General features: G+C 66.2%; 21 protein-coding genes and 1 tRNA gene. 15 read left to right on the top strand and 7 right to left on the bottom strand.

Translation table 11 applies throughout. The features are described from left to right. The first annotated feature begins 49 nt into the window (after positions 1 to 49). The 6 genes from F2P45_RS00170 to F2P45_RS00145 all read left to right on the top strand — a co-directional run bounded on the left by F2P45_RS00170 (position 50) and on the right by F2P45_RS00145 (position 6,746). On the top strand, positions 50 to 1,003 hold the full coding sequence (locus tag F2P45_RS00170) for a LysR substrate-binding domain-containing protein (protein ID WP_166869761.1): 954 nt from the start codon (positions 50 to 52) through the stop codon (positions 1,001 to 1,003). Positions 1,004 to 1,174: 171 nt separating this feature from the next. Further along, positions 1,175 to 2,050, top strand: a complete 876-nt coding sequence (locus F2P45_RS00165) for a 2-dehydro-3-deoxygalactonokinase (protein WP_166869760.1) — start codon at positions 1,175 to 1,177, stop codon at positions 2,048 to 2,050. 2 nt (positions 2,051 to 2,052) lie between these two features. Beyond that, positions 2,053 to 2,700, top strand: coding sequence for a 2-dehydro-3-deoxy-6-phosphogalactonate aldolase (locus F2P45_RS00160; protein WP_166869759.1), 648 nt, complete (start codon positions 2,053 to 2,055; stop codon positions 2,698 to 2,700). Between the two features lie 85 nt (positions 2,701 to 2,785). After that, a complete protein-coding gene (locus tag F2P45_RS00155; protein ID WP_166869758.1) occupies positions 2,786 to 3,550 on the top strand; it encodes an SDR family NAD(P)-dependent oxidoreductase in 765 nt (254 codons plus the stop codon). Between the two features lie 107 nt (positions 3,551 to 3,657). Next, positions 3,658 to 4,077 (top strand): 4-fold beta flower protein, encoded by a 420-nt coding sequence (locus F2P45_RS00150; protein WP_166869757.1) that lies wholly within the window; start codon positions 3,658 to 3,660, stop codon positions 4,075 to 4,077. Between the two features lie 143 nt (positions 4,078 to 4,220). Further along, positions 4,221 to 6,746: a hybrid sensor histidine kinase/response regulator gene (locus tag F2P45_RS00145; RefSeq protein ID WP_223164648.1), complete on the top strand. Its 2,526-nt coding sequence runs from the start codon at positions 4,221 to 4,223 to the stop codon at positions 6,744 to 6,746. Positions 6,747 to 6,811: 65 nt separating this feature from the next. Here the strand turns inward: F2P45_RS00145 and F2P45_RS00140 are convergent, their stop codons facing one another. Further along, the gene (locus F2P45_RS00140) at positions 6,812 to 7,408 is read right to left on the bottom strand and encodes a histidine phosphatase family protein (protein ID WP_166869755.1); all 597 of its coding nucleotides are present in this window, start codon (positions 7,406 to 7,408) and stop codon (positions 6,812 to 6,814) included. A 150-nt stretch (positions 7,409 to 7,558) separates the two neighbouring features. On the opposite strand from F2P45_RS00140, the gene F2P45_RS00135 reads away from it, so the two are divergent. Continuing rightward, positions 7,559 to 8,521: a diacylglycerol/lipid kinase family protein gene (locus F2P45_RS00135; protein ID WP_166869754.1), complete on the top strand. Its 963-nt coding sequence runs from the start codon at positions 7,559 to 7,561 to the stop codon at positions 8,519 to 8,521. Between the two features lie 107 nt (positions 8,522 to 8,628). Continuing rightward, complete coding sequence (locus F2P45_RS00130; RefSeq protein WP_187367119.1) at positions 8,629 to 9,306, top strand: ion channel; 678 nt, start codon at positions 8,629 to 8,631, stop codon at positions 9,304 to 9,306. Here the strand turns inward: F2P45_RS00130 and F2P45_RS00125 are convergent. Together F2P45_RS00125 and F2P45_RS00120 are read right to left on the bottom strand one after the other, a co-directional pair. Continuing rightward, on the bottom strand, positions 9,303 to 10,724 hold the full coding sequence (locus F2P45_RS00125) for an aminotransferase-like domain-containing protein (RefSeq protein WP_166869753.1): 1,422 nt from the start codon (positions 10,722 to 10,724) through the stop codon (positions 9,303 to 9,305). The genes F2P45_RS00130 and F2P45_RS00125 overlap by 4 nt on opposite strands. Positions 10,725 to 11,291: 567 nt before the next feature. Continuing rightward, the gene (locus F2P45_RS00120) at positions 11,292 to 12,503 is read right to left on the bottom strand and encodes a cation:proton antiporter (protein ID WP_166869752.1); all 1,212 of its coding nucleotides are present in this window, start codon (positions 12,501 to 12,503) and stop codon (positions 11,292 to 11,294) included. A gap of 295 nt (positions 12,504 to 12,798) precedes the next feature. Here F2P45_RS00120 and F2P45_RS00115 point away from each other — a divergent pair, with 295 nt between their 5' ends. Continuing rightward, on the top strand, positions 12,799 to 13,383 hold the full coding sequence (locus tag F2P45_RS00115; RefSeq protein WP_166869751.1) for a hypothetical protein: 585 nt from the start codon (positions 12,799 to 12,801) through the stop codon (positions 13,381 to 13,383). A gap of 367 nt (positions 13,384 to 13,750) precedes the next feature. Here the strand turns inward: F2P45_RS00115 and F2P45_RS35525 are convergent, their stop codons facing one another. Both F2P45_RS35525 and F2P45_RS00100 read right to left on the bottom strand, forming a co-directional pair. Beyond that, on the bottom strand, positions 13,751 to 15,853 hold the full coding sequence (locus F2P45_RS35525; RefSeq protein ID WP_223164647.1) for a DUF6055 domain-containing protein: 2,103 nt from the start codon (positions 15,851 to 15,853) through the stop codon (positions 13,751 to 13,753). A 134-nt stretch (positions 15,854 to 15,987) separates the two neighbouring features. Next, the gene (locus tag F2P45_RS00100; protein ID WP_223164646.1) at positions 15,988 to 16,440 is read right to left on the bottom strand and encodes a hypothetical protein; all 453 of its coding nucleotides are present in this window, start codon (positions 16,438 to 16,440) and stop codon (positions 15,988 to 15,990) included. A gap of 227 nt (positions 16,441 to 16,667) precedes the next feature. Between F2P45_RS00100 and F2P45_RS00095 the strand changes: the two genes are divergently transcribed. Beyond that, positions 16,668 to 16,754 (top strand) — tRNA-Leu (locus tag F2P45_RS00095). A gap of 573 nt (positions 16,755 to 17,327) precedes the next feature. Here F2P45_RS00095 and F2P45_RS00090 read toward each other — a convergent pair. Continuing rightward, on the bottom strand, positions 17,328 to 17,582 hold the full coding sequence (locus F2P45_RS00090; protein ID WP_166869749.1) for a hypothetical protein: 255 nt from the start codon (positions 17,580 to 17,582) through the stop codon (positions 17,328 to 17,330). Positions 17,583 to 17,775: 193 nt separating this feature from the next. Here F2P45_RS00090 and F2P45_RS00085 point away from each other — a divergent pair, with 193 nt between their 5' ends. Genes F2P45_RS00085 through F2P45_RS00075 form a run of 3 tightly spaced genes read left to right on the top strand, consistent with a single transcriptional unit; the run spans position 17,776 to position 21,395 of the window. Beyond that, positions 17,776 to 18,567: a hypothetical protein gene (locus tag F2P45_RS00085; protein WP_166869748.1), complete on the top strand. Its 792-nt coding sequence runs from the start codon at positions 17,776 to 17,778 to the stop codon at positions 18,565 to 18,567. Positions 18,568 to 18,615: 48 nt separating this feature from the next. Beyond that, entirely contained in the window at positions 18,616 to 20,844 is a 2,229-nt protein-coding gene (locus tag F2P45_RS00080) for an acylase (RefSeq protein ID WP_166869747.1), read from the top strand. Beyond that, positions 20,841 to 21,395: a sugar O-acetyltransferase gene (locus tag F2P45_RS00075; RefSeq protein WP_166869746.1), complete on the top strand. Its 555-nt coding sequence runs from the start codon at positions 20,841 to 20,843 to the stop codon at positions 21,393 to 21,395. The genes F2P45_RS00080 and F2P45_RS00075 overlap by 4 nt, the downstream gene beginning before the upstream one ends. Here F2P45_RS00075 and F2P45_RS00070 read toward each other — a convergent pair. Beyond that, the gene (locus F2P45_RS00070) at positions 21,384 to 22,283 is read right to left on the bottom strand and encodes a LysR family transcriptional regulator (protein ID WP_166869745.1); all 900 of its coding nucleotides are present in this window, start codon (positions 22,281 to 22,283) and stop codon (positions 21,384 to 21,386) included. The genes F2P45_RS00075 and F2P45_RS00070 overlap by 12 nt on opposite strands. A 102-nt stretch (positions 22,284 to 22,385) precedes the next feature. Between F2P45_RS00070 and F2P45_RS00065 the strand changes: the two genes are divergently transcribed. Beyond that, the gene (locus F2P45_RS00065; RefSeq protein WP_166869744.1) at positions 22,386 to 23,453 is read left to right on the top strand and encodes an alkene reductase; all 1,068 of its coding nucleotides are present in this window, start codon (positions 22,386 to 22,388) and stop codon (positions 23,451 to 23,453) included. Continuing rightward, positions 23,450 to 24,376: an NADP-dependent oxidoreductase gene (locus tag F2P45_RS00060; protein WP_166869743.1), complete on the top strand. Its 927-nt coding sequence runs from the start codon at positions 23,450 to 23,452 to the stop codon at positions 24,374 to 24,376. Before F2P45_RS00065 ends, F2P45_RS00060 begins: the two co-directional genes overlap by 4 nt. The last annotated feature ends 42 nt before the right edge of the window (positions 24,377 to 24,418 follow it).

Genomic DNA, 24,418 nt, shown 5'->3' with positions numbered 1-24,418 from the left:
TTAGCCATCAGGCATATATCATCGACATCCCCGACCCCGACAGCCACCCATGCCAGATCCACGCTCCGACCGCTTCGTCCGTTCGCACCTCAAGACCCGCCACCTGGTGCTGCTGGTCGAACTTGGCCGGCACGGCTCCATCATGCATGCGGCGCAAGCCGCGAACCTGACCCAGCCGGCCGCTTCCAAACTGCTCGGCGAACTTGAACACGCGCTCGGCGTGCAGCTGTTCGAGCGCCTGCCGCGCGGCGTGGCGCCGACCTGGTACGGCCAGGTGCTGATCCGGCGCGCCGGCGCCGCCCTGGCCGAGATGGACGCGGCCCACCAGGAAGTCATGGAACTGCTCTCCGGCCTGCGTGGCCGGGTCGACGTGGGCACCGTGCTCACGCCGTCCACCAGCCTGGTGCCGGAGGCGGTCAACCTGCTCAAGGCGCGCCACGCGCGCGTGCATGTCTCGATCAGCGTCGATACCAGCAAGATCCTGGTGCAGCGCCTGCGCGCCGGCGAACTCGATCTGGTGGTCGGGCGCATCCTCGACACCGGCGCGGCCGCCGAGCTGCGCTTCGAACCGGTCACCGACGAACCGCACAGCCTGATCGCGCGCGCCGGCCACCCGCTGGCCGAACGCAGCGACCTCACGCTCGACGAACTGGCGCGCCAGGGCTGGATTTTGCCGCCCAACGGCAGCATCCTGCGCGACCGCCTGACCGCCCTGTTCCTCGCGCGCGGCCTCGAACCGCCGGCCGAAACGGTCGAAACGCTGGCCCTGCCGGTCATCGCGCACCTGCTGACCGGCAGCGATATGGTGGTGGCGCTGCCGCTGGAACTGGTGCAGCCTTACCTGCAAACGGGCCTGCTGACCGTGCTGCCGTTCGACCTGGGCATCCGCATGGACATGTACGGCATCATCACGCGCCGTCACCACCAGCTTTCGCCCGGCGCCGAGAGCATGCTGGCCACGATGCGCGACGTGGCGGCGCTGCGCTATCCGCCCGCCGCTTGAGGTATATGATTTGCGTATACCTATTTTCAAATAAGCAATTGGAATCATATCCCGGGAAAACGTAGCATTCTGACCATGACGCCGGAACTTCGACCGCGTTTTGCTGTCCAAAAGACAAGCATCGGGCCGCAGGCATTCCCGCGCCGGCCGTTCATTTTCAGAAGAGGCAGCATGCACACGCAATTACTTGGAATCGACTGGGGAACCAGCAACCGCCGCGCCTATCTGGTCGGGCGCGACGGCAAATGCCTCGCGCGCCATGCCGATGACCAGGGCATGCTGGCCGTGGGCGGCGACTTCGCCGGCTCGCTGGCGGCCCTGCGCGCGCGCATGGCGGTGGCCGACGGCGTGCCGGTCGTGATGTCGGGCATGGTCGGCTCGGCCAGCGGCTGGCAGGAAGTGCCCTATCTCGACACCAGGGTGCCGCTGACCGGGCTGCCGGCCCATCTGGCGCCCGTGCAAGGGCAGGCCGGCTGCTTCATCGTGCCCGGCTACTGCACCCGCGACGGCGCGGTGGACGTGATGCGCGGCGAAGAGACGCAACTGCTCGGCGCGGTCGGGCGCGGCCTGCTCGATGGCTGGGTGGTGCTGCCCGGGACCCACAGCAAGTGGGTTTACCTGCGTGGCGGCAAGGTCGACCAGCTGGTGACCTACATGACCGGCGAACTGTTCTCGATGCTGGCGGCCGGCGGCACCCTGGCCGCGCTGATGGCCGGCGCGCTCGATGACGACAGCGCCTTTGGCGCCGGCCTGCAGGAAGCGCGGCGCGCGCGGCCGTTGTCGAACGCACTGTTCGGCGTGCGCGCGCGGGTGGTATCGAAGACGATGGCGGCGGCGCAGGCGCGCAGTTTTGTCAGCGGCCTGCTGATCGGCACCGAATTCGTGGCGGCGCAGGGCCACGCCGACGGCGCCATCGACATCATCGGCTCGCCGCTACTCGCCGCGCGCTACCGGAGCGCGGCTGCGCACTTCGGCATGCCGGCGCGCGCGCACGACCCCGACGAGGTTTACCTGGCCGCGCTGGCCTACTTTTTCGAAAGCGTTTGATCATGGATACGACACAATTGACGCCACCCCTGGTCGCCATCTTGCGCGGCCTGCAACCGGCCGAGGCCGAAGCGGCCGGCGCAGCCCTGTTCGAAGCCGGCTTCCGCCTGCTCGAAGTACCGCTCAACCGGCCCGGCGCGCTCGAATCGATCGCGCTGCTGGCGCGCATGGCGCCGGCCGGCGCCATCGTCGGCGGCGGCACAATGCTCAGCGTGGCCGACGTGGACGCGGTGCACGCGGCCGGCGGGCGCATGCTGGTCGCGCCGAACTGCAACACGCAGGTGATCGCGCGCGCCGCCGCCCTCGGCATGCTGTGCGCGCCCGGCGTGGCCACGCCGAGCGAAGCGTTCGCCGCGCTTGGCGCCGGCGCCGACGCGCTCAAGATCTTCCCGGCCGAGATGGTCGGCTACGCCGGCCTGAAAGCCTTCAAGACCGTGCTGCCGCCGGCTACGCCGCTGTGGCCGGTGGGCGGGGTCTCGCCGGGGACCATGGCGGAGTGGGTCGCGGCCGGCGCCACCGGCTTCGGCATCGGCGGCGCCTTGTACTCGCCGGGTACCACGCCGGAGATCCTCAGCGCGCGCGCGCAGGCCTTCGTCGCCGCCTGGCACGCCACGCAACATAGTGTCCCGAGTCGGAAATTCGTTGAATAAATATGACGATAATCGCGCCGATACCGCGTCACAAATGCTCGCCAGGCATTTCGACAGTACGATCAACAAGAAACGAGGAAACATCATGGAATTTGCGAACTACCCGAGCCTGGCCGGCAAGGCCGTTTTCGTCACCGGCGGCGGTTCGGGCATCGGGGCCGATATCGTGGCCGCGTTTGCGCACCAGGGCGCGCGCGTGGCCTTTGCCGACCGCGACATCGCCTCGTCCAGCGAACTGGTCGACGGCCTGGCGGGCACGGTCGCGCACACGCCGTACTTCATCGGCTGCGACCTGTCCGATATCGATGCGCTGCGCGCCAGCGTCAAGGCGGCCGGCGCGAAGCTGGGCGACTTCGATGTGCTGGTCAATAACGCCGCCAGCGACGAGCGCCACGACTTCCTGCAGGTCACCCCCGAATACTTCGACGCCAAGCTGGCGATCAACCTGAAGGTCGCGTTCTTCGCGGCCCAGGCGGTGGTGGAAGGCATGCAGCGGCGCGGCGGCGGGGCCATCGTCAACCTCGGCTCGACCGGCTGGAAGAACAAGGTGGCCGGCTACCCGGTGTACGCCACCGCCAAGTCGGCCGTGAACGGCCTCACGCGCAGCCTGGCGCGCGAATACGGCAAGAGCGGGATCCGCGTCAACACGCTCACGCCGGGCTGGGTGATGACCGCGCGCCAGCTCGACAAATGGGTGGACCGGGACGGCGAGCGCGCCATGGACGAGAACCAGTGCTTGCCGGGGCGCATCGTCGGCGCCGACGTGGCCAGCATGGCGCTGTTCCTCGGCGCGCACGACAGCCGCATGATCACGGCCCAGGAGTTCGTGGTCGACGCCGGCTGGACCTGAGCGTACCGGACGCCGTACCGGACGCCGGTTTCAACGGTGCGCCAAGTTGCGAATGTTACAAGTTAAAATTGGTGACAGACACGACGAGGTGCAACGAGGGGATGGTTTTGGTAACTTGGTTATACGATGAGGCGGGCAGGGCGTCCGCCATCCTGGATGAATTCTGCCTGCGCACGGTCGACGGCGAGCCGGCCGGCTATGTGTTCGGCCTGAGCGCGTTTTCGGTCAAGGGCGAGCACATCGGCTGGTTCGAAGATGGCGTGCTGTACGACGTCGAGAACCGCGTGCTCGGCTTCCTGCCGGGCGCGCGCGGCATGGCGCACCATTTTCCCGAGTTGCAGCCGCCGCCGCCGGAGCCGGTCTTCGGCAAGCGTCCCAATGTGCCGACCTTGCGCGCGCGGCCGGTGCGCCGTCCGGCCGGCGGCTGGTCGCGCCATGCGCTGGCCGACTACGTCGATGGCGGCGCGGCCGCGGTCGGCACCCTGCTGCCGGCAGCCCATCCCACCTTGAACGAGCGGCCGGGCTGATCCCTCCGCGGTGTTGCCACGCGTGTACGTTGGACAAACCATACGTCGCATGCTCCCACAATAATGATACGATCAGGCATGCGCCAGGCGGCGCGCATTCCACCTATCACTATCGGCGACAAGCAACCGGGCACTGGATGCGTTTGACATTTGACTTCCTCTCCAACGGCGGAGAACCCGGCGCCCTGATGCGCGCCAAGGACTGGAGCGCGACCCCGCTCGGTCCGCCCGAACAATGGCCCACGCTGCTCAAGAGCACGATTCGCCTGATCCTCACGTCCAGCCACCCCATGTTCCTGTGGTGGGGCAAGGATTTGGTGCAGTTTTACAACGACGCCTACCGCCAGACCATGGGGCCGGAACGCCATCCGAGCGCGCTGGGCGGATGCGGGCGTGTCTGCTGGGAAGAAATCTGGCCCATCATCGGCCCGCAGATCGCGCTGGTGATGACCGGCGGCGGCAGCACCTGGCATGAAGACCAGCTGGTGCCGGTCACGCGCCACGGCAAGCGCGAGGATGTCTGGTGGACCTACGGCTACAGTCCGATCGAGGACCACGACGGCGTGCACGGCGTGCTGGTGGTGTGCAACGATGTGACCGCCCAGCACAAGGCCAAGGCGGCGCTCGAGCGCATGAACCTGGCCCTGACCGAACAGATCACCCAGCGCGAACATGCGCAGCGGCACGAAGCGATCCAGACCTCGCAGCGCCTGCGCGCCGAACAGGCCCTGCGCGAACAGCGCGAAGCCGAAACCATGCGCCTGCGCCTGCTGTTCGAGCAGGCCCACGGCTTCATGTGCATCCTGCGCGGGCCGCAGCATGTGTTCGAGTTCGCCAATTCGGCCTACCTGCGCCTGGTGGGCCAGCGTGCGCTGATCGGCAAGGCCGTGCGCGAAGCGCTGCCGGAGGTGGTGGGGCAGGGCTTCGTCGAGCTGCTCGATGGCGTGTACGCCGGCGGCATGCCGTACAAGGCGGGCGACCTGCGCATCGAACTGCGCGCCACGCCCGACAGCGCGCCGACCCACGCCTACATCGACTTCGTGTACCAGCCGATCATGGAAAACGGGATTGTGAGCGGGATTTTCGTGCAGGGTTTCGACGTCACCGACCGCTCGATGGCGCGCCAGGCCCTGCAGCGCAGCGAACTGCGCCTGAAAGAAGGCCTGAAAGTGGCGCGCATGGTGGTGTGGGACTGGGACCTGGACAGCAACGAGGTGGTCTTTTCCGACAACGCACCCGAGCTGTTCGGCGCCAGCTGGACCAATATGCACCAGGTATGGCACTGTTTCGACCCCGACGACCTGAAACGGATGGAACTTGCGCGCCGCGAGGCACTCCAATCACATGGAAGCTACGGCGATGTGGTGCGCCTGCGCCGGCCCGATAACGGCCAGGTGGTCTGGCTGCAGGTGTACGGCACCGTGGTTGCGGACGAGGCCGGCAATGCCAGATGCATACGCGGCGTCTCGATCGATGTCGGCGCCCGCAAGCGCGCCGAGGAATCCTTGCGCGAGGCGGGGCGCCACAAAGATGAATTCCTGGCGATGCTGTCGCACGAACTGCGCAATCCGCTCGCGCCGATCCGTTCCGCAGCGCATTTGCTGGGCATGGCGCCGGACAATATTTCGCGGGTAAAGATGTCGAGTGTCATTATCGAACGCCAGGTCAACCACATGACCAGCCTGATCAACGACCTGCTCGATGTGTCGCGGGTCAACACCGGGCTGGTGGTGCTCGACAAGGAGGTGATCGACCTGCACCAGGTGGTGCTGGAATCGGTAGAGCAGACCCAGCCGCTCATCAGCGAGCGCGGCCATGAGCTGAGCCGGGACGTGCCGGCCGAAGGCGTGGTGGCGGTGCTGGGCGACCGCAAGCGGCTGGTGCAGGTGCTGACCAACCTGCTGCACAATGCGGCCAAGTACACGCCGAGCGGTGGACGGATCGCGCTCGAGGTCAGCCATCATGGCGACACGGTCGAGTTGCATGTGCGCGACAACGGCATCGGCGTCGACGCCATGCTGATGCCGCATATTTTTGACTTGTTCACGCAAGAAAAACGCTCGTCCGACCGCTCGCAGGGCGGGCTCGGCCTGGGGCTGGCGCTGGTGCGCAGCCTGGTGCTGCTGCATGGCGGGCATGTGACGGCGGCCAGTCCGGGGCCGGGGGAGGGTGCGACGTTTTCGGTGTACCTGCCAAAGCACGCGCTGGCGGGCAGCGCCGGCGCGGCCCGCCGCGGACCCGGCAGCCACGCGGGCGAGGGCTTGCGCCTGATGCTGGTCGACGACAACAAGGACGCCGCCAATGCCATGGCCATGGTGCTCGAATCGGCCGGCCACGTGGTCATGGTCGAGCACGATCCGCTGCACGCGCTCGACAGCGTGGGCAGCTTCGCGCCGGACGCCTGCCTGCTCGACATCGGCCTGCCCGGCATGGACGGCAACGAACTGGCGCGCCGGCTCAGGGCAAGCACGCATGCGCGCGCGGCCACGCTGATCGCCGTCACCGGTTACGGCAACAAGTACGACAAGGCCAGCGCGGTGCAGGCCGGCTTCGACCATTATTTCGTCAAGCCGGCCAACACGGCCGAGCTGGTCGGGGTACTGGCCCGCATCAAGCCGGTGGCGCGTGAACGGCAGAGTGCGCCGGCTGCCGAGCGGATCGCGGGCTGACGCCGGCAGCGTGAGTGGGGGGGGCATGGCGGCCATGGCGTCAACGTCGGGCCTGGTTGGCCCGGTCAAGCGGCGCCATCATGGGCGGACATGACGGTGCTGCACGCGGCGGCAAGGGTAAAGCTGTTCACGCTCCAGCAGGCATGTCGCGCAGGCTGGCGTCGGGCCCAGCCGCTGCGGCGCAGCTCGCGGGCGATCATGCTGTTGATGATGCCGTGCGCCACCAGTACGACCGGCCCCGCTTGCGCCAGTGCGATCAGGCGGGCCGCCGCCTCACGCGCGCGCAGGCGCGTTGCCCGCCTGCTCTCGACGCCATTGGCGTAGCCCGCCATCCACATCAGGCGCAGCAGCACCGCCCACAGCGCCGGCGGCAAGCGCGCAAAGCGGCACCACGCGGGCATGGATGGGGTGGGAAGTGCCGCCTCGCGGAACATCGCATCGACCTCGGCCGGCGTATGACCGAGCGCCCCGACCGACGCCAGTGCCCTGGGCAAGGGGCTGGCAACGATGGTCGCGGCCGCGCCGGCCGCCGCCAGGCTGGCCGGCGGAATCGGCTCGTCGACAATCTGGGCCAGGTCGTAGGCGGCGATCCAGGCCGGCATGCCGGCCAGCGCCACCCATCCGCCGGCGCTCAGCAATGGCTTGCCGTGGCGCATCAACATGATCTGTGCGCGCGGGGCCGGGGATGATGCCTTGCTGTGATATGCCAGAATGGGTCCGCCTCGGATCGCCTGAGCGCTGCCGTATTGAAAACGCAATATTCCGCGCTGATGATACAGTTTACCATTATTGAACTCCACGTCAGCGCCCCCATGCCCGCCCCGCTTTTTATCATTCTCAACGCCGGTTCCGGCCACGCCGAAACCGAACTCCAGCGCACGACCATCGAAGACCTGCTGACCGCGGCGGGGCGCGAATTCGAGCTCGCCGTGGTGGACCAGGCGGACGAGCTTGGCGCCATCGCGCGCCACATGGCCGGGCGCGCGTGCCAGACCGGCGGGGTGCTGGTGGCCGCCGGCGGCGACGGCACCATCAACACCGTGGCGCGCCAGGCGGTCGAGAGCGGCTGCAAGTTCGGCGTGCTGCCGCAGGGCACCTTCAACTATTTCGGGCGCACCCACAGCATCCCGGAAGACCTGGGCGAAGCGGTGCAGGCGCTGCTGACGGCGCGGGTGGAGCCGGTGCAGGTGGGATTGGTCAACGAGCGCGTGTTCCTGGTCAACGCCAGCATCGGCCTGTATCCCAAGCTGCTCGAAGAACGCGAAATCGACAAGAAGCAATACGGGCGCAGCCGGCTGGTGGCCATGCTGTCGGCCCTGAAGACGGTGCTCGGATCGTACCGGCACCTGCACATCAACGTCGAGCTCGATGGCAAGGCGCGCACCATCCGCACGCCTACTTTATTCGTCGGCAACAACCGCTTGCAGATGGAGCAGGTCGGCTTCGCGCCGCTGGCCGACCGCATCGAAGATGGCAAGCTGGCCGCGCTGGCGCCCCAGCCGGTGGGCAAGTTCGGCATGCTGGCCTTGCTGGCGCGTGGCGCGCTCGGGCGCCTGAGCGACGCGCCCAACCTGCATGCCTTCGGCCTGACCCGCATGACCGTCAAGCAGCGCGGGCTGGTGGGGCGGCGCCGCATGAAGGTCGCGATCGACGGCGAGGTGACGCATCTGGACGCGCCGCTGGTGTTTCGCGTGCTGGAAGGCCAGCTGCTGCTGCTCAAACCCGTGCCGGCCACCTCGCAGGCCGGGCGCGAAGCGATGGCGCTCGCATCCTGACGCCGGCTGGCCGCACCCGGCGGCGTGTGTTTTTTGTGGCCGGCGCCCCACAGCGCCCGTATTGACTGGTCTACAATGCGGGCTTGTCCGTATGAGCCTGGTCGACCATGAACGCTTTTAACCTGATGCGCAGTACCCACCGCCACCCGTCCGCCATCCTCCTGATGGTGCAGCTGCTCGGGATGCTGCTGTACCCCTTCATCGAATCGACCCCGAGCGGGCTGGTGGTGTTCAACGCCTTCGGCATCATCGTGCTCGGTTTTACCACCCGCATGGTGCGGCGCACGCCCGGCCACGCCTGGATCAGCGCCAGCATCGCGCTGCCGATCATCGTGCTGCTGGTGCTGCAAATGATCTTCGGCCGCGACACGCTGCTGCCCTGGTCGTCCGCGCTCGAAGCGCTGTTCTACTTTTACGCCGCCGCCAGCCTGATCGCCTACATGATGGAAGACCACCGCGCCACCACCGACGAACTGTTCGCCGCCGGCGCCACCTTCACCTTGATTGCCTGGGGCTTCACGCACCTGTTCGTGCTGGTGCAGGCGATGCATCCCGGGACCTACGCGGCCGCCGTCAACGCCGCCGACGCGCGCACCTGGACCGAACTCAATTACCTCAGCTTCGCGCTGCTATCGAGCACCGGCATCGGCGACGTGATTCCGCTGACCGCGCACGCGCGCGCGCTGGCCAGCGTCGAGATGTTCGTCGGCCTGATTTACCTGGCGGCGGTGGTGTCGCGCCTGATCGGGTTTACCCTGCAGCAGACCAAAGACGGCCGCGATTAAGCTTCCAGCTGTGCGTGGACGATGCGCCCGAGCGTGGCCAGCGCCGCCTCGGCGCGCGCGTCCCACAGGTGGCCGTAGTTCAGGCGCAGGCAATTCTCGAACCCCGGCTGCGGCGAAAAGATCGGACCGGGCGCCACGCTGATGCCCTCGGCCAGCGCGGCGGCGTGCACCGCCAGCGCATCGGCCGCGCCGGGCAGCTCCAGCCATAACAGATAGCCGCCTTTGGGGCGCGTGACGCGCGTGCCCTCGGGGAAGTGGCGCCGCACGGCGTCCATGAACACCGCCTGCTGCGCCGCCAGTTTGTGGCGCAGCAGGCGCAGATGGCGGTCGTAGCCGCCTTTTTCAAGGTACAGGGCCAGTGCGCCCTGGGCCGGAGCGCAGGTGGTCAGGGTGCTGGCCAGCTTCTGGCGCGCCACCTGGCGCGTGAAGCGGCCGGCCGCCACCCAGCCGACCCGGTAGCCGGGCGCCAGGCATTTCGAGAACGACGAACAGTGCATCACCAGGCCCTCGGTATCGAAGGCCTTGGCCGGGAGCGGGCGCTTGGCGCCGAAATACAGCTCGCCGAAGACATCGTCCTCGATCAGCGGCACCTGGTAGCGCGCCAGCAGGCGCACCAGGTCGCGCTTTTTCTCGTCGGGCATCAGGCTGCCCAGCGGATTCTGGAAGTTGGTCATCAGCCAGCAGGCTTTGGGACGATGCCGTTCGAGCGCGCGCTCGGCCGCGGCCAGGTCCATGCCGTCGCGCGGGTGGGTCGGCACCGCGATCGCCTCCAGGCCCTGGCGCTCGATCGCCTGCAGCGAAGCGTAGAACGCGGGCGACTCGATCAGCACCGCGTCGCCGGGACGCGCCACCGCCATCAGGCACAGGTTGAGCGCCTCGAGCGCGCCGTTGGTGACGACGATTTCGTCGGTGTGCACCGTCATCCCGTCGATCAGGTAGCGCAGCGAGAGCTGGCGCCGCAGGCGCGCGTTGCCGGGGGTGAGATCGTCGACGCTGGCCCACGGATCGAGCTGCTGCACGCTGGTGCTCATCAGGCGAGCCAGGCGCGCCAGCGGGAACAGCAGCGGGCTGGGAAAGGCCGAACCGAAGGGCACCACATCGCGCCGCATGGTGGTTTCCAGCAGGTCGAACACGCGCTCGCTCATGGCCAGCGGCAGCGCATCCTCGGCCGGGCGCGAAGCGGTATCGGGCTCCGGCGGCAGGCGTTCGGCGCTGACGCTGACGAAATAGCCGGAGCGCTCGCGCGCCTGCACCAGTCCCTGGGCTTCGAGCGTGTAATAGGCCTCGAACACGGTGGCCGGGCTGACGCCGCGGCTGGCGCTGGTTTTGCGCACGGACGGCAGGCGGTCGCCCGGCTGCAGCGCGCCGCTCAGGATCGACTCGGAAATATCGCGCGCAAGCGCCTCGTAAAGTTTCATGATGCAGCAACGGCCCGACGGGGCCGGTAGACGGAATGGCTGCATCTTAATGCAAATCGGCCACCTCGGCCCTTCCAGCCCCCAACGTTTCCTAACCGGGGCCAGAGCTCCGACTCGAAACATGCAACACCGGGGTCTGACCTTCAACACCGGGGTCAGAGCTCTGACTCGAAACATTGTTAAATTCCTGCGCCTGTCGCGGGCGGCGGCAGCGCTGACCCCGGCCCGTCTGGCGCCGTGCGCCTACTGTTGGAACGGGCATAATGTCATACGGCGGGTACGGGCGTAATATGGCACCAACTGTTAAATGTTTCGAATTGGAGCTCTGACCCCGGTTGTAGGAGTTCGGGAGTCAGATGGCAACACCGGGGTCAGAGCTCTGAGTCGAAACATTGTTAAATTTGTGTGCCTGTCGCGGGCGGCGGCACCGCTGGCCCAGGCCCTTCCGGCGCCGTGCATCCCCTGTCGGAAGGGCATAAGGTCATACGGCTGGTACGGGCGTAATAGGGCACCAACTGTTAAATGTTTCGAATTGGAGCTCTGACCCCGGTTGTAGGAGTTTTGGCGTCAGGTGTTGCGGAAAATGAGTTCTTTCATCCGTTGCAGCCTCGGATAAACCACCGGGACCGTCAGCATGGTGCTGGCGATGGCCATCAGCAGCAGGGCGGTGAAGGTTTCGCTGGTGATGATCTGCTTGTCGAGCAGGATGTTGACGAAGATGATCATGATCAGCGCTTTGGTTTGCAGCAGCCAGCCGATAATCCCGGCTTCTCCCTTCTTCCACTTGAGGATGCGCCCCGCGATGTGCGCTCCGATCAGTTTGCCGCCGACCGAGGCCACCAGCAGCACGCCGGCCGCGATGAACACGGCGGCGCTGCCCATGTCCCAGTTGGTCCGCAGCCCCGTGCTGAGGAAGTACACGGGCATGATCGCCAGCAGTACGTGGTGGCGCATCAGGTCCATCTTGGCCTGGTCGAACCAGTGCGCGTCCATCACCGCGCCAGCCAGGAACGCGCCGACCATGAAGTGCAGCCCGGCCCAGTCGGCGCCGAAACCGCACAGCGCCAGCCAGATCAGGCCGACATACCAGCGATCACGCTCGGGCAGCCAGACCATCAGGCGGCGGTACAGCACGGTGGCGATGCCGAAGGCGAGCAGGAAGCCGAGCTGGCGCCCGACCCGGTTCCAGTCGAGCAGGATCAGGGCCAGCACGCCCCAGATGGCGATGTCGTCCAGGCTGGCGTAGCGCAGGATGCGCTGGCCGATCGGCTGGCGCAGGATGTCGAGCTTTTCCATCAGCAGGATGAGTATCGGCAGCGCCGTCACCGCACAGGCCATCCCGACCCCGACCACGAACTGCCAGGTCATCGCTTTCGGCCCGATCCAGCCGGCGTAGCCCAGCATGCCCGCCGCCACCACGGCGCCGAACACCAGCGGCACGCCCAGCGCAAGGACTGAGGTGATAGTGGTTTCGCGGCGGTGCGCCCAGGCTTGCTTGAGGTCGAGTTCGATGCCGGCGATCATGACGAAGATCATCACCGCCCACCAGGCAATCCCGTTCATGGCCAGCATGACGGAGGGGTTGAAGATGAATTTGTAGTAATCCGGATATGCCGCACCCATCACGCCAGGTCCCAGCAGGACGCCGGTGATGATCTGCACCACCACCAGCGGGGCGTAGTAATCGGTCTTGAAAACCCGCCAGATCAGGTAGGGAATGGAGAAAATCAGGAGCATCGCGAGGAGGAAAATCTCCGTCGTGTTCATTGCTGTGTGCATGGGACTGTCTCGGTATTGTTCTGGGGGGGGCGCGCGAATGTGGTCCTCGGCTGCCTGGGAGCGGTTCCAAAATCACGTAGTAAAATTTCGGAAATGCCGCAAGCCAATGCTAGCTCAACAATTGAGTAAGTTCAACAACTATGTTGGGATGACAATCCGGCCGGGATTGGTTGTGCGAAAGGAACAATCAGACGCCGGTGCTGGCGACTGCGCCGCCTTGCGCGGTATAGTCGGTGGTGTCGGCCGCCGCACCGCGCCGGTCACACCTCGCTAACCATCTTTTCGAGACCCTGCCATGTCCCATTCATCCGAAACCCGCATTTTCACGGCGCCTGCCGCCAGCGTTCCGTCACGACTTGCCAGCGTCGAGGATTACGAGGCCCTGGCGCGCGGCCCGGGCGGGCGTGCCTGCGCGCGCACCGACAAGCTGCATCACGTCTTCGGCAGCACGCGCAGCGGTTACGCGATCTACTTTTTCGGCGAGCTTCTGGCGGCGTTCGATTTTCCGGCGTTGACCTTCCTGACCGACAGCGGCCAGCAGTACGCGTTCGAAGGCGAGTACGGCACCACGCTGGTCGAGGTGCTCGATGCGGAAAAACAGCGCGCGGTGATCGTCCAGATGAATGCCTTGTTCGCCGCCCTCAAGGCCAATCCCACGATCGCCTACGAGGCCGAAACCTTCGGCCATCTGTGCGACGACGATATCGAAAAAGCGCTGGCGCGCGATTATGTCAGCGGCCGGCCGTACGCCGATACCGAGGTCTATGGCGACGAGGGCGATACGGCAGACTACCTGTTCACCTACCTTCGCAGCGTCCTCAAAGTGGTCGAAAATGCGCTGGACGAAGGCCTGCTGGTCGTTTTCAGCGGCGAGTTGTAGCCATTGCCGCCGATCGCCGTCGGTCCGTAGGCAAGCAGTTGGTACGACAGGTCATGGATCAACGCCGGGCGCGCCCGCCTGCTCGGGAATTCCCGGTAGGCGAGCTTGACTTCACCTCCGCTCACACCCTGGTAGATCACCTCCGCATGCGGCCCGTCCAGGGTTGGCGTCCCGCTCTCGCTCTTCTCCACGGTGTAGTCGGCCGGCGAGACGAGCGTGGTGCAAATCATGGTCAAGCTGCCGTTGCGGACAAAAACCTCGCCGGAGAAACCGGCTTTGGCTTGACGCGGCTGGCCTCGTCCGGTTGCGCCGCCGCCGCATGCGGTGGCGCGACCGGAAAACGTGCATCGCTTCTACGCGGGGCCGATCAAGGCCGCCACACCGGACGCACCTTGCTATTGATGTCGACGGCCTGTCCCACCGTCGATTCGGCATCGACGAAGCCGGAGCGGTTACCTGAACTGAGATTGAGGCCTTCCCCGCGGTATTCCACATCGCCGTACAGATTCAGGCTGCCCGATGCGGCCTGGCCACGCTCGAAGAATCCCAGCGGGTAGAACGTGGTGCGCACTTGGGCCGAGCCGCCGACGATGAAGGCGTTGTCGCCGTTGTTGCCACGCTCGCCGATGATGCTCAAGCCGCCCACCGTGCCACCCGATACCGAGCCGTTGGCAACGATGGCCTGGTCTTCGATGCGCGCATTGCCCGTCACCGAAGTGCCTGGAAGGACAGTCGCATACGGTCCGACGTACGCGCTGGCCGATGTGGTCGACGGCGCGCAGCCGCCGCCGTTGGCATGCCGCGCCGTCCCCGCCGGGCACGGATCGCGCTGGCCGTTCTGGAAGCCCTGCGGCCAGGCATTGGCCACTTCGATCATGTAGGGATAGCGCCAGATGCTGGCGTAATCCTGCTCGCCGTTGATCACCTGTAGTACCGACGGCGTAGCCGTCACCACCATGAACAGCGGCTCGCCGGCCTTGACGGCGAAGGTCAGGTTGGCGTCGAGACCCTTCTGCATGGCGCTGTAGCGCGCCGACGTGAATTGCGCGTTGGTCGCGACCAGGCCCCAGCGGTAGTCGGCGTTCGAGCCGGCCTGGTTCGCGCCGCGGAACTTGACGCTCACCGTGCTGGCGCCCGCGGCAGGATACAGGCGCACCACGTTGTAGCCGAAACGCTGCGGCGCGCCGTAGTAGGGCGAGACGAAGCGGCGATTGGCGGCCCAGCCGGTGTCGAGCGCTTCGAGCGGCATCAGGCGGTGCATGCGCTCCGACTTGTCGGTCTGCGTGATGTTGCCGAAGCTGTTGCGGAAGGCGGCCGGCGTGGCCTTGTAGTCCCACACCACATTGTGCATGGCCCAGTCGCCGAAGAAGTCATTCAGCTGCGACACGCTCCATCCGCGCGACTTCTGGATATTGGCGAAGGTGTCGCTGCCCGGGGTGGTGAAGATCTGGCTGACCGCGGCCGGGCATTGCTTGTCCTTCAGGTATTCCATGTACTGCCAGTTGCAGTACTGGTCGCGGCTCGATCCCAGGTACAGGTGCGGCGCGTTGGTCAGCATTTCGCTGCAATGGGCTTCGTTCTTGTACTCGGGCAGCTGGTGCGCGGTGTAGTTGGCGTGGCCTTCGGCGATGGCGCGGCAGTTGTGCGGATTGGTGCAGTTCAGGCCACCGTTCGACATCCACCACGATTGCCACGCATGCGTGAACTCGTGGGTCAGGCCCCAGTGGTCGAGCAGGGCGCCGGGCCCGATCCACATGCCGATGCGGTCGCGCGCCCAACCGCCGGCAGTCAAGCCGTCGGTGGAGTGGATGTGGATCGACGGCTTGATTTTGTTCGGGGTGTTGACGAAGGGCTCGGGCATGAACAGGTTGGCATTGAAGAGGTTATGCCACACCGTGTTTTCGAGTGTGTTGACGGCCAGGGTGAGGTCGGCGTCGGAGATCTTTTCGTCCGAGTAGAAGGCGAAGTGCGCCGATTCCTTGACCAGCTTGTAGTTCGCGCGGTCGGGCGAGGGGCCGCCGGCGACCCAGGTGCCGGGCGTGGTCTCCGGCTTGGTGGTGGCGCAGCCGGAGGCCCAGGCAGTGCTTGTGCTGCCCTGGTCGACCGCCGGCGTCGGGGTTGGCGTGGGCGTTGGCGTCGGAGTCGGAGTCGGCGTCGGCGTCGGCGTCGGCGTGGGAGTCGGGGTAGGCGTCAGCGGTCCAATCGCACAGTACTTTTTCGTGCCGGAGACAGGATCGCCGAAGGTCGCATTGGTGCATGCCACATTGCCGGACAAGGTCTTGGTGACCCACTTGTTCGCAGCGCCATACGACACTTTCCGCTTGGTGGCGCCGACGGCGCAGGTTTCTTTTTCGGTGGCGCACTTGGTATAAGCGCTGGGCCAGTCGGCGGCGAACGCCGGTGCCAGCGCGCCGCAGGCCAGCAGCGCGCTGGCGCTGGCGATCAATGTTTTGCGAATAAGGTAAGTCATGTCCATCCCTCTGATGTTGCATTATTGGAAATGGTATGTTATCAGATGACTTGTCCAAATTGTAACTATAATCGACGCCGCTGCGCATATTTATCCATTCCGCGCAGGAAGCTGCAACGTTTAAGGGTGGACGGTCACGCCGCCCGGCTGACAACGGCCATGATGATCCCCGCGATGGCCCCGGCGACGCCAACGCCGACAAGAACCAGCAAGCCATACAGCAATGGCGTGCCCCAGCTCCGGTGCTGGTAGTTCTTGCCGTACGTGGTGGCGACGAAGCGGATCTGCTCGCGCGCGCTGATGACGTACCAGGCGACAAGCGCGGCGAGGCTGAAGATGAAGTTGAACCTGCCAAGCGACCCCGACAGCGACTCCGGCTTGGCGAACGCCAGCGTGAACGAGAAGAGGAAAAGCAGCGCACTGCCGATGAGCCAGCGCTTCGATGCCGCCGCCTTGTCGGGCTTGCCCAGGACTTGCCAGTTTTTCATATGAATCCAGGAACCAAACATAATGCCAAACACCAGGCACCATGCGGCTGCCGCGCCTGGATTCCAGATTGGCGGGCTCAGCCTGGTATCGCCGGTCATGGTGCCCCCGGTCGCTTGCGGCGGGGCGTAGGGGTTGTCGGACATTGTGATCTCGCATGGCGTCGGTGCCGGCCAGGGTGGCCGCTTGTTATCTTTCAGACCAGCGAAACGCCTTTTGGTTCCCGCGCGGACGCGCATCCCCGATCGCCATGCGCAAGCGGGCAGCAGTGGCAATCGCCGGAAAAGTGGCCGTATCGACCATATCCTGTGCTAAAATCTTGCCCGCTGCCCGGATGGTGAAACTGGTAGACACCCGAGACTTAAAATCTCGTGCTCGTAAGGGCGTACCGGTTCGATTCCGGTTCCGGGCACCAGCAATGGCGGGGTTTTGCTTAGTTCAAAGCTCCGCCACCTTTTCCGCAAAATCCATTTTGCCGGCGCGATTCGTTTCCCGCGACGATGCCCCGCACGCTGCGGCCTCCACACGGCGTCGATTGCCCGATGTAATTTCCCACTCCAATCAAGCTATAGTAGCTACGGGCGCATTCGCGTTTGAGAGAAGTGAAGACCTGACTGGTCGCCGCATGCGGATCCGCGCGTGCACATCGAGAGAGACATATGTTTTCCGTGATACTTCTGTTTGGCTTTGTCGCAATTGGAGTGTGGATGGTCTCGCTTGCCGAGCGTCGGCGGGATCGCCGCGTCCGCGAATCCCTGCAGAAGCGCGAGGCAGGAAACAGGCCAGTGCCGGTCACGGCATCAATTTTTGGCAAACCAGCCGCCAGGACCTCAGCGCAGGGCCCGAAACGGCCGCGCCGCAAGGACGAGGAGGACAAGGACGACGAGGCCGGGCGGACATCGACACCTCAAGCTGATGCCGTTCCGATGTATTACGACGAATCCTACACGACGCTGCGATCGCACACAGCGCCGTCAGCGGAGAGCTATCACGGACGTGGTGGTGGAAGGTGGAGCAGTCTGCCGGACGACGACGGATATTCCAGGCCGACGAGTTTGTCGTCGTACAACTCCGACTCGTCGAGCTCGCCGCATTGCTCCGGGCCCAGCTCCAGCTCCAAACCCGGCTCCGACTCCGACTCCAGCCCCAGCTCCAGCTCCTCGTCATCATGGTCCGGCTTCGGTTCGTCGAGTTCATCGGGCAGCTGCAGCTCGTCGACATCGTCGGACAGCGACGATCGCAATGCGTCAGACGATTAGTTGTTTCGGCCCGCCGTGCCCACCTTATCCCGGATAAGTTGGAGCGGCAACTGCGCGCAGCCGGCCGGCGCCGCGTGAGGCGTAGCGCCCGTTTGATTCCCCTCGCCAGCGGTATGGTGTAGCATTCGTGGCGGCGTGCCGCAGTCCGGCCCGCCGCAGTACTTACAAGGACACGAATTGAACATCACTATCAACGAGGAACTGCGTTCCTTCATCGACCCGCTCACCGCCAACGAATACGCCGCGCTCGAACGCAGCCTGCTGGCCGAGGGCTGCCGCGACGCCCTGGTGCTGTGGAACGATGTGCTGATCGACGGCCACAATCGCTACGAAATCTGCCAGAAACACAGCATCCCCTTCAAAACGGTGCAGAACGCGACCTTCGCCTCGCTCGACGACGTCATGCTGTGGATGATCGATAACCACCTGGCGCGCCGCAGCGTATCGGACTACCAGCGCGGCGTGCTTGCGCTGCGCAAGAAGGATATCGTCGCCGCCCGTGTGGCCCAGCGCGCGGCCGAACCGGAAAGTCCGCAAGCTGCCGCGCCCGACGCGGCCAAGGTGCCCGAGTCGCCACCCTGGAACACGCGCGAAGACGTGGCCAAGGCCGCGCGCGTGTCGAGCAATACCATCAGCCAGATCGAACGCATCCAGAAGGCGGCCACGCCGCAGCTGGTCGAAGCGGTGCGCTCGGGGACCATCTCGATCAACGCCGCCGCCAACGTGGCGTCGCTGCCCGAATCGGTGCAGATCGCGGCAGTGGCCGGCGGACGCAAGGAACTCCAGCAGGCGGCGCGCCAGGTGCGCGAACAGAAAGCATCGAGCCGTCCGCCCAAGGAGCCGGCGGCCGACGCCGAAGCCGACCTGCGCGCCCAGGTGGCGACCCTGCGCGAGAAGGTCGACACCCTCAGCGCCGAGAACGACGCCCTCAGGGAGCGCCTTGCGGCCCTGGGCGAGACCGCCGCGTAGCTGCGCGCGGGCGTGTCCCGCTTTTGAAAATCGTCAGGAGATTCATCGATGCTTCGACCCTTTCTCGTTTCGACACTGCTTGGCTGCGCCACCGTTGCAGCCGCGCTGCCCGCCGGCGCCGCGCTGGACAAGCGCGCCGGCGTGTCATCAGCTGTGACGCCCGAACAGGCGCGCTGGAACAGGACAGCGCGGCGCGTGACCATCATGCGCGACAAGTGGGGCATTCCCCACGTCTTCGGCAAGACCGACGCCGACGCCGTCTTCGGCCTGCTGTACGCGCAGGCGGAGGACGATTTCAACCGGGTCGAACTCAATTACATCAACGCGCTCGGGCGCCTGGCGGAAGTCGAAGGCGAGGCCGAAATCTGGCGCGACCTGCGCATGAAAATGTTCGTCACGCCCGAGGACATGCGGGCCAAGTACGCGGCCAGCCCGGCGTGGCTCAAAAAATTGATGGTCGCCTTTGCCGATGGCCTGAACTTCTACCTGCACACCCATCCCGAGGTCAAACCCAGGCTGATCACGCATTTCGAACCGTGGATGGCGCTCGCATTCAGCGAAGGCAGCATCGGCGGCGATATCGAGTCGATCGACCTCAAGGAGCTGGAACGGTTCTATGGCAAGAAGAGCGCGCTGGCGCTGGCCGGCTCGCCGAATGCGCTCGACCGCGAACCGCGCGGCTCGAACGGCTTCGCTATCGCGCCCAAACTGAGCGCGTCCGGGCGCGCACTCCTGCTGATCAACCCGCACACCTCGTTCTACTTCCGCCCCGAAGTCCACGTCGTCAGCGACGAGGGCCTGAACGCCTACGGCGCGGTGACCTGGGGCCAGTTCTTCGTCTACCAGGGCTTCAACGACAAGGCTGGCTGGATGCACACCTCGGGCGGCGGCGATGTGATCGACGAGTACCTCGAAACCGTGACCGAAAAAGACGGCAGCTACGTCTACCGGTACGGCAGCGGCGAGCGCGCCCTGCGTGAAGTGAAGGTGACCTTGCCCTACAAGAGCGCCGGCGGCATGGCCAGCAAGACCGTCACCGCCTACTTCAGCCACCACGGCCCGGTGGTGCGCGAGGAGGGCGGCAAATGGGTCGCGGTCAAGCTGATGGAGGAGCCGCTCAAGGCCCTGACGCAGTCGTACACGCGCACCAAGGCCCGCAATTACAAACAGTTCCGCAAGACGATGGAGCTGCGCACCAATTCGTCGAACAATACCGTGTATGCGGATGCCGACGGCAGCATCGCCTACTTCCACGGGAATTTTGTGCCGAAGCGCGACACCGCTTTCGACTGGAAGAAGCCGGTCGACGGCAGCAATCCGGCCACCGAGTGGCAAGGCCTGCACGCCATCGACGAGACCATCACGCTGCTCAATCCGGCCAGCGGCTGGATCCAGAACACCAACAACTGGCCGTTCGCGGCGGCGGGTGCGAACAGCCCGCGCCGGCAGGACTATCCTCTGTATATGTGGTCGCTGCCGGAAAACGCGCGCGGCCTGCATGCGGTCGCCGTGCTCGACAAACGCAAGGACTTCACCCTCGACAGCCTGATCGCCGCCGCCTACGACAGCCACCTGACCGCCTTCGACCCGCTGATCGCCTCACTCGCCGCCGCCTACGACGAACTGCCCGCAGGCGACGCGCTCAGGGCGCAACTGGCGCCACAGATGGCGGCCTTGCGCGCGTGGGACCGCCGCTACGGCGTCGATTCGGTGCCGACCTCGCTGGCCATCTACTGGGGCCAGGACATGGTCGAGAAAGCGTCAGCCGCCGCCAAAGCGCAGGGCGTGCCGACGGTCGATTTCATCCGCGACAGCCTTGCGCCGGCCGAGCGCCTGCAAGCGCTGGTGCGCGCCACGGCCAAGCTGGAGGCCGACTTCGGCACCTGGCAAACGCCATGGGGCGAGATCAACCGCTTCCAGCGCGCCAGCGGCGACATCAAGCAGCGGTACGACGACGCCAAGCCGAGTTTTCCGGTGGCGTTCGCGTCGGCCAACTGGGGCTCGCTGGCCGCTTTCGGCATGGTGGCGCCGCAAAAAACCAGGCGCATTTACGGCGACCGTGGCAACAGCTTCGTGGCGGCCGTGGAGTTCGGGCCGCGCGTACGCGCCAAGAGCATTCTGGCCGGGGGCAACAGCAGCAATCCGGCCTCGCCGCATTTCAGCGACCAGGCCGAGATGTACAGCAAGGGGCAGTTCAAGGATGTGCTGTTCTACAAAGCCGATATCGAGAAGCATCTCGAACGCAAATACCATCCCGGCGACAGGAGCGATCAATGAGCATGAGCGAAAAACAGAAGATGCTGGCCGGCGAAGCGTATCGCCCCGGCGACGGTGAGATCCATGCCGACCAGTCGGCCGCCAAGGCGTGGATGGTGCGCTACAACGCCGCCCTGGGCGAGTCGGCGTCGGCGCGCCGCGTGCTGCTGGCCGCGCAGCTTGGCGCGGTGGGCGAGGGCGCGGTGATCCGCCCGCCGTTTCACTGCGATTACGGCTACAACATCCACCTCGGCAAAGACGTTTTCCTGAACTTCAACTGCGTCATTCTCGACGTGGTGAGCGTGACCATCGGCGAGGGCACGCAGATCGGGCCGGCCGTGCAGATTTACACGGCCGACCATCCGCGCGACCCGGCAGAGCGCCGCGCGGGCCTGGAATTCGGGCGTCCGATCAGCATCGGGCGCAATGTGTGGATCGGCGGCGGCGCCATCATCCTGCCCGGCGTGAGCATCGGCGACGATGCCGTCATCGGCGCCGGCAGCGTGGTCACGCGCGACGTGCCGGCCGGCGCGACGGCGGTCGGCAACCCCGCGCGCGTACTACCGGTCTGAATTGCGCGGCTCCAGGCGCGCCTTCAAAAAATCGACGAACAGCCGCGTGCGCGCCGAGACCAGGCGCGTATCGGTAATCGCATGCACTGGAATCGGCGCCAGGCGCCATTCCGGCAGCACCCGCAGCAGCCGTCCCGACGCCAGTTCCTCGCGCGCGATCACCTCGTCGAGGATTGCGATGCCCGCTCCCTCGGCCGCCAGCGCGCGGCTCAGGCCCACGCTGTTCATCAGGAAGCGCGCATTGACCGGCACCGTGCGGCTGGCCGCGCCGTTGAACAGCGTCCATCCATCCTGCCGGATGCCCGGGGCGGCGCACAAGGCGTGGCGTATCAGGTCGTCCGGATGATCGAGCGGCGGCGCCCGATCGAGGTAGGCCGGCGCCGCGTACAGCTGGCGCTCCAGCAGCGCGATCCGGCGCGCGACCAGGGTCGATGGCGCCGTCGGCGCAGGTCCCATGCGGATCGCCAGGTCGAACGGTTCGGCCAGCAGGTCGACCCGGCGCGAAGCGGCGTCGAGTTCGAAGTCGATCAGCGGGTAGGCCACGGCGAATTCGGCCAGCAGCGGCGCCAGGTAGTTGATCGCCAGGTCCACCGGCATCGAGATGCGCAAGGTGCCGCTCGGGCGGGCCGCATCGCCGCGCAGCGCTTCGTGCGCCACGTTGGCTTCTTCGACGATGCCCTGGCAGCGGTTGAAGTACGCTTGCCCGGCCTCGGTCAGCTCGACCCGGCGCGTGGAGCGGTGCAGCAGCCGTACGCCGATTTCTTTTTCCAGCGCGGCGATATTGCGCGACAGCGTGGAGCTCGACATGCCCAGGGTATCGGCCGCCTTGCGGAAATTCCTGGTCTTGGCCACTTCCACGTAGAGCTGCATGTAGTTCAGTAGTTGCATGTCGATTGCTCCATTTATGCAGCAGTGAATCTTGATTTTGTCTGTTTGTCTCATTGGTGCAGCAATGTACCATGGCTTTTCACTCAGCCAGAAGGGAAACAGATGAACACCTTATTCACCCCGCTCGAACTCGGCCAACTGACACTGCCCAACCGCATCGTGATGGCGCCGATGACGCGCTCGCGCTCCGACGACGCCAGCGGCGTGCCGTCCGCCGCCGTCGCCACATATTACGCGCAGCGCGCCGACGCCGGCCTCCTGATCACCGAAGGGACCTTCCCCGGCCCGATGGGCAAGGGCTATGTACGCACGCCCGGCATTCACACGGACGCGCAGATCGCCGCCTGGAAGGATGTCACCGACGCCGTGCACCGCAAGGGTGGACGCATTTTCATGCAGCTGATGCACTGCGGGCGCATGTCGCATCCGAGCATGCTGCCGGACGGCGCGGCGCCGCTGGCGCCATCGGCGATCACGCCGGCCGGCACGGTCTACACCGCCACCGGACCGCTCGAACTGACGCAGCCGCGCGCATTGTCCATCAGCGAGGTGCAAGGCGTGATCGACGAGTACCGGATGGCGACCCGCAACGCGCTCGCCGCCTGCTTCGACGGGGTCGAACTGCATGCGGCATCGGGCTATTTGCCGGAGCAGTTCCTGTCCTCGTCCACCAACGAGCGCACCGACCAATACGGCGGCTCGCTTGAAAACCGCGCGCGTTTCATCCTCGACGTGCTGGCCGCGATGGCGGGCGAGGCGGGCGGTGCGCGTGTCGGCATCAAGATCGCGCCGGAGATGGGCTTTAACGACATCAGCGACGCCACGCCGCAGGAGACCTACAGCTATCTGGTGCGCCAGCTCGCTCCCCTCAAGCTGGCCTACCTGCACGTGGCCCAGTTCAAGACATCGTTCGACTACCACGCGGCGCTGCGCCCGCTGTTCGCCGGCGCCTACCTGCAGGGCGGCGGCTTGGCAAAAGAGAGCGCCGGCGCGGCCATCGGCGCGCAGCGTGCCGACGCGGCAGTGTTTGGAGGCCTGTACCTGGCGAACCCCGACCTGGTGCAGCGCTTGCGTCAGGGCGCGCCGCTCAACACGCCCGACGCGGCGACCTTCTATTCACCCGGCACGGCCGGGTACACCGACTACCCGGCGCTGGGAGAAGCGGCATGAACCGCGCCGTTCGCATTCACGCCTACGGCGGCGCCGATGTGGTGCGGGTCGACCAGGTCGACGTACCCGCGCCGGCAGCCGGCGAGGTGCTGGTGCGGGTGCGCGCCGCCGGCGTCAATGCGCTGGACTGGAAGATCCGCCAGGGCTATCTGCAAGCGGTATTCCCGCTCGCGCTGCCGGCCACCCTCGGCATCGAGCTGGCCGGGGAGGTGATGGCGCTCGGCGACGGCGTGACCGGCTTTGCGCCGGGCGACCGGGTCATGGGACCGTTTGGCGCCCTGGGAGCGTATGCCGACGTGGTGGCGGTGGCGGCGCACAAGCTGGCGCTGGTACCGCAGGCGATGGATTACGTGCAGGCCGCGGCGCTGCCGGTGGCCAGCCTGACCGCGTGGCAGGCATTGCGCGCCGCCGGCCCGCTGCTGGCCGGCCGGCAGGTGCTGATCCACGGCGCGGCCGGCGCGGTTGGGGGCTTTGCGGTGCAGTTTGCAAAAGCGGCGGGCGCCGTGGTGCTGGCCACCGCGTCGGCGTCGAGCCGCGGCCATGTGCTGGCGCTGGGCGCGGAGCGCGTGATCGACCGTCACGCCGAACGCTTCGAAGAGCAGGTGCGCGATATCGACCTGGTGCTCGATCTGGTCGGCGGCGACACGCTCGAGCGCTCCTGGCAGGTGCTGGCCGACGGCGGCGCCATCGTCAGCACGGCCGCACCCGACATCGGCGCGCGCGCACCGGCCGGGCGGCGCGGCCTGTGGTTCGCGATGGTGCCGCACCGGCAGCAATTGAGCGACATCGCCGCCATGGTCGCCGCGGGGACGGTACGCTCGACGATTGCCCGCGTCACCGGCATCGATGGCCTGGCGCAGGCGATCGAGCAAAGCCACGGCGGGCATGCGCCCGGCAAGGTGGTCGTCGATTTCGCCCGCTGATACCAAGATGCAACAGTCGCGCCCGCCGCGCTTGCTATAATG

This window comes from Massilia mucilaginosa, assembly GCF_011682145.1.
GTDB lineage: Bacteria > Pseudomonadota > Gammaproteobacteria > Burkholderiales > Burkholderiaceae_D > Telluria_A > Telluria_A mucilaginosa.
Note: the sequence above shows the minus strand (reverse complement) of the source record. Positions and strands in the feature narration are given on the sequence as shown.